The 3,289-nt window shown below is 61.0% G+C and carries 2 protein-coding genes; one reads left to right on the forward strand and one right to left on the reverse strand.

Annotated elements, in window-relative coordinates:
- The first annotated feature begins 450 nt into the window (after positions 1-450).
- Positions 451-792: a hypothetical protein gene (locus tag GUI70_RS22330; RefSeq protein WP_161884472.1), complete on the forward strand. Its 342-nt coding sequence runs from the start codon at positions 451-453 to the stop codon at positions 790-792.
- A gap of 109 nt (positions 793-901) precedes the next feature.
- On the opposite strand, the gene GUI70_RS22335 is transcribed toward GUI70_RS22330, so the two are convergent.
- Positions 902-3,187 (reverse strand): PAS domain S-box protein, encoded by a 2,286-nt coding sequence (locus GUI70_RS22335; RefSeq protein WP_161884473.1) that lies wholly within the window; start codon positions 3,185-3,187, stop codon positions 902-904.
- Positions 3,188-3,289: the final 102 nt, after the last annotated feature.

A 3,289-nucleotide genomic window follows, 5' to 3' on the forward strand; every position in this document is an offset into this window, starting at 1 on the left:
GCGTCCTGGCATTGAGGCTCCTTCGCGCTGTGAGCAGCCTAGCGGCTGGTCTGGGCGAAGTGGCTTGGCCGTTGGTCCGCTCGAGGGGGTTCATTCCACTGACCCACACTACCTTAGCCGTTTCTTACGTTGCTGCGCTCATCGCCGGACGAACAGTGACTTACCGCCACACTGACCAGTCGCGGCCGCCCTAGGCATCCAGACTTGACTGATGGATCCAACCTTCGGCTTTGACACCTCCATCCTGACGAGGAGGGCCGTGCTATACAACAGTCACATCCAGATAAAGACCAGATTTTCAAGGTCAATTCAGACATGAATCCACCCGCCCCCAGAGACGAGGGCAGCGACCGTCCATTTCCTCAGATTCTGGCGGAGTTGTTCAGCTACCGGACCGCTGATTATCTGCACGCTCGACTGGTTCATGCTCTGGAACGCCACCAATGACCTGTGCAGATCGTGGATGCGTCACTGAACACGCTTGAATGGACCGAAGAAGGAAACGTCCCGGAAGGGTTCAGTACTTTCCAGGTGAGTGTGTGCCAACTCCAGACTTTCCTGAGCGACCTCAACCGCACCCAAGTGATCTCCGAGTGCGCCATGCGTTTCGTCGGTCAGGGTGAGAATCCAGAAGCCCGGAAGGCCGTCTTACAAACGGTCATCCGAGCTTTCGGACTTCAAGGCATCCTGGGGCTGCGCGATGTCCATGGGGAGTTGAGAAGGAAAGCGGAGTGGAGTCTGAGCGAGTCTCATCCTGTTGCCTTCACAGAAGAAGAGCTCCGGGCTTACTGATCCATGAGCAACCTGAATCCGCCGCACAAATGGCTTGGTTGAGAATCAATGGTAGCGCTCAGGTCTCCCCCTTGCTTCGCGGACTCAAGCGCTCTTTAAGATCACTCGTTCAGGCACCAAGCAACTGGAGGAAGACCTCAATGACCTGCGGATCGAAGTGGGTACCGGACCCATTCCTGATGTGCTCCAGGGCGCGCGCTCTGCTCCAGGCCTGACGACGGTACGGCCGGTCGCTCGTCAAGGCGTCGTACACGTCCACCACCGCGAATGCCCTGGCCGTCAGGGGAATCGCCTCGCCCTTGAGTCCCACCGGATACCCACTCCCGTCCCACTTCTCGTGGTGGTACTGCGGAATGTCCAGCGCCGGGCGTAGGAACTTGATCGGTGAGAGCAACTCCACGGCGTGACGGGGATGCTGCTTCATTGACCCCCACTCATCGTCCGTGAGCTTGCCGGGCTTGAGCAGCACCGCGTCTCTGAGCCCCATCTTGCCGATATCGTGCAGCAGCGCGCCCCGGCGCACATGCACCAACTGCTCGGGCGAGGTTCCCAGGCGCTGGCACAGCGCTACCGTCATCTCGGTCACACGTCTGGAATGCCCCTCCGTTTCCTTATCCCGCAGGTCCAGCGCCCGCGCCCAGCCTTCGATGGTCTCGTCGTACGCCAGTCGCAACTCCAGATTGCTGCGTTCCAGCTCCTCAAACAGCCGCGCATTATCCACGGCGATGGCCGCCTGGCCCACCAGGGTCTCGAGCATCTCCAGCCATGGGGGCGAGAGGGGCAACGGCTGGCGGTGCAGCACTTCGATGACCCCCACCACCTGATCCTTGGCGATCTGCGGCGCGCCGTAGTACGCTGTGAGGCCTTCTTGTTGAATCATTTCGCGCCAGTCGGGCAAGACCGGGACGCTGTCGAGGTCCGGCACACTGAGCGGTTGGCGGTTGAGGGCCACCTGACCGGCCAGTCCCACACCGAGCCTCATAGCCGTGCCCTGCAGGACGCTGATACTGAATCCCCGGGTGGCGGCGTAGTCGAGGGTCAAGGTGTCCGGGTTGATCAGGAGCGCGGTGGCCGCGTCCACGCCGAGTTGCTCACGGATATTGTCGAGAATCAGGCCCAGGGTGAGACTTGGATCGGCACTTGACGCAATCGACTGATCGATCTTGCGCAGGCTGGTGACGTAGTCGACCTGCCGCAAGAGGTCCTTATTGAGGGTCCTGATCTCCAACTCCGCCGCCTGACGCAAGGTGATGTCCTGCCCGATCTTGGAGATGCCGATCACCCGTCCCGCCGCATCCAGGATCGGCGATACCGTGACGAACACCGGTATCCGGTGACCATCTTTGGCGATTCGGACCGACTCGAAGGGTTCGATGCGCTCACCCTGCCCAGTGCGGCTCAGGATCTCGGCTTCTTCAGCGTGAAGCTCCGGCGGGACGATCAGGGCCATCGGCTGGCCGATGGCTTCAGTCGCGGTGTAGCCGTAGAGCTCCTCGGCTCCCGCGTTCCAGGCGCGGATGGTGCTGTCGAGCGTCAAACCCAGGATGGCATCATGGCTGGCCTGAACGATGGCGGCCAGGAACGCCTGGTCTTCCTCGGCCGCTTTGCGCTGGGTCACGTTGCGCGCCACGCAGTAGATCAATGGGTCGTCCGGCAGACGCACAGCCGACCACTCCAACCACACCACGCTGCCGTTCTTGTGGAGGTAGCGGTTCTGAAAGGTGGTCGTCGCCTGCCCTGCGCTGATGTGTTCGTCTTCCTGCGCCGTGATGGCCCGGTCATCCGGATGGACAAAGTCGAGGTACGTGCGGCCGATCAACTCCTCAGGCGTGTAGCCGAGGATCTGCTGACAGGCCGCGCTCATCGTGACGAATCTCCCCTCGGCGTCGATCGAGTTGATCAGGTCGAGGGACAGGTCCAGCGTCCGTTGCAGCTGGGTCGCGATCTGGCGGTGGCGCGCCTCGCTTTCTGCCAGGACGCGCTGCGCCTGCTTCTCCGAGGTGATGTCACGCAGCAGCGTCACCGTACAGACTTCTCCACCAATCATCACTGGGACGACTGACACGAGCGAATCGGACACCGCGCCGGACTTCCGGTAGAGCTGCACCTCGCGGCTGAGCACTTTCCCTTCTTTCTGGAGCGTTCGTCCCACATCTTCAAGTTCGAGCGGGTCGACCCAGACGTTGAGATCAAACGGGGTACGGCCAATCACTTCCTCACGGCGGTAGCCGCTCCGACGCAGAAACTCGGGGTTGACGTCGATGTAGCGAGAGTCGTGGACCCGGGCAATGACGATGGCGGTCGGGGCGACCTCAAAGACCCTGGCGAAGCGCTCCTCACTGGCCCGCTGCTCTCCCTGCGCCTGTTGACGCTCAGTGCTATCCCGGATAAACAAGGAGACTCCGCTTTTTTAGGCGTCTCGAATCCGATTTACCTACTGGCAATTAGTAAAATAATGACCGGGCTTAACGCCTAAAAATAGCAAGTATTCCCGCAC

Origin of the sequence: Deinococcus alpinitundrae, from assembly GCF_009982895.1 — a bacterium.
GTDB classification, from domain to species: Bacteria; Deinococcota; Deinococci; order Deinococcales; family Deinococcaceae; genus Deinococcus; species Deinococcus alpinitundrae.